At 75.7% G+C, this 5,137-nt stretch carries 4 protein-coding genes; 2 read left to right on the top strand and 2 right to left on the bottom strand.

The genetic code is table 11. From position 1 onward, the window contains the following. Window positions 1-30: 30 nt before the first annotated feature. Window positions 31-1,161 carry an alkaline phosphatase PhoX gene (locus tag ACFOWE_RS15870; RefSeq protein ID WP_377288366.1) on the bottom strand — a complete coding sequence of 377 codons (1,131 nt, stop codon included), beginning with the start codon at window positions 1,159-1,161 and terminating at the stop codon, window positions 31-33. Window positions 1,162-1,396: 235 nt separating this feature from the next. Next, window positions 1,397-1,864, bottom strand: a complete 468-nt coding sequence (locus ACFOWE_RS15865; RefSeq protein ID WP_377288364.1) for a Dps family protein — start codon at window positions 1,862-1,864, stop codon at window positions 1,397-1,399. A gap of 114 nt (window positions 1,865-1,978) precedes the next feature. On the opposite strand from ACFOWE_RS15865, the gene ACFOWE_RS15860 reads away from it, so the two are divergent. Together ACFOWE_RS15860 and ACFOWE_RS15855 are read left to right on the top strand one after the other, a co-directional pair. Continuing rightward, entirely contained in the window at window positions 1,979-2,647 is a 669-nt protein-coding gene (locus tag ACFOWE_RS15860; RefSeq protein WP_377288362.1) for a MerR family transcriptional regulator, read from the top strand. Beyond that, window positions 2,644-5,097: a VIT domain-containing protein gene (locus ACFOWE_RS15855; protein ID WP_377288360.1), complete on the top strand. Its 2,454-nt coding sequence runs from the start codon at window positions 2,644-2,646 to the stop codon at window positions 5,095-5,097. Before ACFOWE_RS15860 ends, ACFOWE_RS15855 begins: the two co-directional genes overlap by 4 nt. The last annotated feature ends 40 nt before the right edge of the window (window positions 5,098-5,137 follow it).

Raw genomic sequence — 5,137 nt, 5'->3', positions numbered from 1 at the left:
CGCCCGGCGGGCGGCCCCCGGCGGGTGGTCTCAGCGCCGGAAGGGGCCCGTGACCTCGTAGGTGACGCCGTCGGTCCCGGCGGCGTCACCGCGGGCGCCGCGCTGGGAGGAGAAGTACAGCCGGGTGCCGTCCGGGGAGAAGGCCGGGCCGGTGATCTCCGACCTGGGGTGGCCCTCGATCCGCAGGAACGGCGCGACCCGCCGGTCCGGGGTGATCACGTTGATCTCCATGTTCCCGCCGTCCTCGGCGACGTAGAGGTCCCCGGAGGAGGCGCCGGTGATGTTGTCCACGCCGGTCAGCGGGGACTCGGAGTCGTAGACGACCTCCAGGCGCTCCCTCTGCGCGTCGTAGGCCCAGACCCGGTTGTCGCCCTTGGTGGTGAAGAAGCAGACGCCGCCGTCGTAGTGGCAGCCCTCGCCGCCGGAGAAGTGCCTGGCGGCCTTCACCTGGTGCCGGGCGGCCTTCAGCGGCGCGGCGGGGTTGGGCACCGGCTTCCAGGTCACCGGCCCGGTGGCGGCGTCCGCGCAGAGCACCTCCAGCCGCCCGGACGCCAGGTCGCCCCAGACGTCCGGCCGGAACCGGTAGAAGCAGCCGTCGGCCTCGTCCTCGGTCAGGTAGACGACCTTCCGCTCCGGGTCACAGGCGGCGGCCTCGTGCTTGAAGCGGCCCATGGCCAGGCGCGGCATCGCGGCGCGCCCGCCGTACGGGTCGCACTCGAAGACGCGGCCGCGCGCGATCTCCTCGCACGACAGCCAGGTGTTCCAGGGCGTGCGGCCCCCGGCGCAGTTGAGGTTGGTGCCCGACAGGATCCGGTAGGCGCCGCGGATCTCCCCTCCGGGCCCGAACCTGATCGCCGAGGCCCCGCCGAGCAACGGGATCTCGGAGTTGCTCACGTAGATCCAGCCGCTCCCGTCGGGGAAGCACGCGCCGCCGTCGGGCGCGGCGTGCCAGAGCAGCCCGCCGACCCGGTGGCCGGTGCGGGCGACGATCCTGCTGGTGAACCCCGCCGGGAGCGCGACCCCGTTCGTGTCGGGGGCCCGCAGCGGCCCGTAGGGGCTCCGGGCGGTCGCCGTGGCGGACGCGGCCCGCTGCCAGAGCGACCCGGTCAGGGCCGCACCGGCGGTCAGTCCTCCGGTGCGCAACAACGTACGGCGGAGCATGGCGCCTCCTGGTTGCCTCGACGGTATGCGGCAAGTCGATCGAATCCATGTGAACGCGGCCACCGCTCCGATTCAAATTCTCCGGAAACCGGGAGGCACGCCTTTTCACCGATCCGGTATCGGCGGCTCCGCTCCGGAGCCCGGACCGGTCCGCCGGCCGGCCCGCGGCACGCGAAGGCGCCCCGGCCGTGCCGGGGCGCCTTCGCGTGTTCCCGCGCGTCGGGGGCGCGACCCCTCAGCGCTGCGCCTGCATCATCCAGTGGTGCTTCTCCACGTCCTGGGTGACGGCGATGAAGATGTCCTGCGTCACGGGGTCGGCCTCCTCCGTGGCCCCGACGCGCTCGCGCATCCGGCGGCCGACGGACTCCAGGATGTCGGTCATCGCGGCGACGACCTTCCCGACGTCCAGGTAGCCGGAGTCGAGCTGGGGAACCTTCGTGGAGTTCGCGACGGTTCCCGCGCGGCCGTCGGGCGTGACGTCGAGCGCCACGGCCCTCTCGGCGACCGTGTCGGCGTGGGCCCGGGCGAAGGCGACGATCTCGTCCAGGTGCAGGTGGATCTGGCGGAAGTTGTGCCCGATCACGTTCCAGTGCGCCTGCTTGGCCAGGAGCGAGAGGTCGAGGAGGTCGACGAGCGCGCCCTGCAGGGCCTCGCCGACGACCTTCTTGTCCTCGGGCTTGAGCGGGCCGGTGATGGTGGCCATGGGATGTCCCCTCCCTTGATCGACATCAGACGTCCCCATGGGACAGAACGCCCCCTACCCACCAACACCCTCCCTATGTTGACACTGTAATTATTACAGTGTCACTATGAGGGCATGGAGTGGACGATCGGCGAACTGGTGGAGCGGGCCTCCGCCGCCCTGCCCCCGGCCGTGGGACGCGGCGGGCGGGGCCGGGACGTGCCCAACGAGCGCCTCGTCCGGTGGTACGCCACGATCGGCCTGCTCGACCCGCCCTCGGCCCGGCGCGGCCGCGTCGCGCTGTACGGCAGGCGCCACCTGCTCCAGCTCGTCGCCGTCAAGCGGCGGCAGGCCGAGGGCAGGAGCATCGCCCAGATCCAGGCCGAGCTCACCGGGGCCACCGACCGGACGCTGGAGGCGATCGCCCGCCTGGACGCGCTCCCGGAGGAGACCGCGGCGGGCGGGGCACCCCGGAGCGCCCGCCCGCGTTTCTGGGCCGGGCGGCCCGCCGGCGACCGCCGGCCGGCCGCCGCCCCCGCCGCGGATCCCCCCGCCGCGGACTCCCTCGCCACCGCCTCCTCCACGGAGACCTCCCTCATCGAGACCTCTCCCACGACGGCCTCCCCCGCCGTGCCCGCCATGGCCGTGCCCGCCCTGCGCCTGGCGCCCGGCGTGGCGCTCCTGCTCGACGGCGCGGGCCGTACCCCGTCCCACGACGACCTCACCGAGATCGCCGCCGCCGCCGAGACGCTCCTGACGGTCCTGCGTGAGCGCGGCCTCGCCTCCCCGGAAGGACAGCAATGATGATCAACTCTGTCGCCCCGCTCCCGCCGGACGAGTGCGAGCCGGTCCCCGGCGCCGGGCTGGGCGCGCTCGCCACCGAACGCGGCAACCTGCCCCTGGAGAGCGTGGACGTCACCGCCGAGGTCTCCGGCCTGGTCGCCGGGGTGACGGTGACGCAGTGCTTCCGCAACCCCTTCGACGTGCCGCTGGAGGCGACCTACGTCTTCCCGCTGCCCGACCGGGCCGCGGTGACGGCCTTCCGCATGGAGGCCGACGGGCACGTCGTGGAGGGCGTGCTGAAGGAGCGCGGCCAGGCCAGGGCCGACTACGACCGGGCGCTCACCGAGGGCCGGCGCGCCGCCATCGCCGAGGAGGACCGGCCCGACGTCTTCACCATCAGGGCCGGCAACCTCGTGCCGGGCGAGCGGGTCACCGTACGGCTGACGCTCACCTCGCCGCTGCCCTACGAGGACGGCGAGGCGACCTTCCGCTTCCCGCTCGTGGTCGCCCCCCGCTACATCCCCGGTGCCCCGCTCGACGGCGAGCAGGCCGGGGACGGCTGGGCGGCGGACACCGACGCCGTCCCCGACGCCTCGCGCGTCACCCCGCCGGTGCTGCTGCCCGGCTTCCCCTCCCCGGTCCGGCTCTCCCTCGCGGTCGCCGTCGACCCCGCCGGGCTCCGGCTGCGCGAGGTCCGCTCCAGCCTGCACGTGGTGGTCCACGAGGGGAGCACCGTACGGCTGGCGCCGGGCGAACGGCTGGACCGTGACTTCGTCCTGCGCCTGTCCTTCGACGCCTCCACCGCCCTGTCGCTCGTCCCCGACGCCGACGCCGACGCCGACGCCGGGACCGGCGGGCAGGGGGGCACCTTCGCGCTCGCCGTCGTCCCGGAGCCCGCGCCGCCCGCCGCGGCGCCGAAGGACGTCGTGCTGGTCCTGGACCGGTCGGGCAGCATGACCGGCTGGAAAATGGTCGCCGCCCGGCGCGCGGCCGCCCGCATCGTGGACACGCTGACCGCCGGCGACCGGTTCGCGGTGATCGCCTTCGACGACGTCGTCGAGCAGCCCGGCTCGCTCGGCGAGGGCCTGGCCGTGGCGACCGACCGCAACCGCTACCGGGCGGTGGAGTACCTGGCCCGGCTGGAGGCGCGCGGCGGCACCGAGATGCTCCGGGCCCTCGAGCGGGCCGCCGCGCTGCTCGGCGACGGCGCCCGCGAGCGGGTGCTGGTGCTGGTCACCGACGGCCAGGTCGGCGACGAGGACCGGATCCTCGAGCGGGCCGGGACCGGCCTGGCGGGGGTGCGGGTGCACACGGTCGGCATCGACCGGGCGGTCAACGCGGGGTTCCTGGGCCGCCTGGCCGGTCTGGGCGCGGGCCGGTGCGAGCTGGTGGAGTCCGAGGACCGCCTGGACGAGGCCATGGAGCACATCCACCACAGGATCGGCGCGCCGCTCGTCACCGGCCTGGCGCTCACCGGAGACGGGCTCGACGTGGTCCCCGGCTCGACCGGCCGCCTCGGCTCGCTCTACCCGGGGGTGCCGCTGACCGTCACCGGCCGCTACCGGGGCGCGCCGTCCGGGGCCCTGGTCCTGCGCGGCACGGACGCCGGGGGCCGGCCGTGGGAGCGGCGCGTCGCCGGGACCCGCGCGGACAACCCCGCGGTCCGGCCGATCTGGGCCCGGTCCCGGCTGCGCGACCTGGAGGACCGCTACGCCGCCGGGGACCGCTCGCTGGAGGAGGAGATCGTCTCCACCTCCCTGGAGCACGGCGTGCTCTGCCGGTTCACCGCGTTCGTCGCGGTCGACACCCGGGTGGTCGCCGAGGGCGGCCCGGAGCACCGGGTGATCCAGCCCGTGGAGCCGCCGAGCGGCTGGGAGGGCCCGGCGGCCGCGCCGATGATGCTCACCGCGATGTCCGCGCCCGCGCCCGTGTCCGCACCCCGCCCGGCCGCGCCCGGAGCGCCTCCGGCCTTCGGCGGGGCCGGGGCGTTCCCGGAGCCGGCGGGCGGAGCCTTCCCCGCGAGCGGCCTCCCCGGCGCGCCCCTCCCCGGCGAGGCCGTTCCCGGGGACCGCTTCCCGGGGGACGCCTTCCCGGACGCGGAAAGGGTCTCCGTGCCGCGTCCGCCGCTGCGGGGCCGGTCCGCCGTCCGCCCGGCCGGTTCCGCGCCGGCCGGGGCGGAACCGGCCGGCGCGCAGGATGCTCTGCGGACGCAGCTGACCGAGGAGCTCCGGCGGCTGCGCGAGATCGAGTCCCTCCCGTCCGCCGAACGGCTGCGCCGGCTGTCCGACCTCGGCAGCCGCCTGGCCGCCCTGGCGGTCTTCCTCGGCGGCCACGCCGAGCTGGAGGCGCTGGCGCGGGAGCTGACCTCGGCCGGGCCCGCCGCGGACGCCGACGCCCTGTGGCGCCGGGCCGTGCAGCTCCTGGAGGCGCTGAGCGGGCCGAAGGGCCGCCGCCCCTTCTGGAAGCGCTGAGCGGGCCGAAGGGCCGCCGCCCCTTCTGGAAGCGCTGAGC

Source organism: Planomonospora corallina, from assembly GCF_042650625.1.
Lineage (GTDB): Bacteria > Actinomycetota > Actinomycetes > Streptosporangiales > Streptosporangiaceae > Planomonospora_B > Planomonospora_B corallina.
The sequence above is the reverse complement of the archived record's forward strand: the minus strand, read 5'-3'. Positions and strand labels throughout refer to the sequence as shown.